General features: G+C 60.6%; 1 pseudogene. It reads left to right on the top strand.

The annotated features are described in order from the left end of the window. Positions 1 to 73: 73 nt before the first annotated feature. Positions 74 to 310: pseudogene (locus EOD29_RS31085) on the top strand (sugar ABC transporter permease); the annotation flags it as partial.

The raw sequence follows: 310 nt of genomic DNA, 5'->3' as shown, positions 1-310 counted from the left end.
GCTCTCTCCCTCCGACGGCGGCAAGCAGCTTGTCACTGAAATTACGCAGATTCTCGCACGAGGCTGATCCCGTATGAGCAATGCGATGCGCACGCCCGCAGGGGCCATATCAGTGGAAAGATATCAGGGGGCCGTGGCCGAAGGACGCTTCAGGCGTCTTTGGAATGCCAATGCGCCCGGCTATCTCTTCCTCCTTCCGTGGCTCATCGGCTTTTTCGGGCTGACGCTCGGGCCGGCCCTGATTTCGCTCTACCTCTCCTTCACCGACTTCGACATGCTGCAGTCGCCGCGGTGGGTGGGAATGGCGAAT

Source organism: Mesorhizobium sp. M1A.T.Ca.IN.004.03.1.1, assembly GCF_003997555.1.
Classification (GTDB): Bacteria; Pseudomonadota; Alphaproteobacteria; order Rhizobiales; family Rhizobiaceae; genus Mesorhizobium.
Note: the sequence above shows the minus strand (reverse complement) of the source record. Positions and strands in the feature narration are given on the sequence as shown.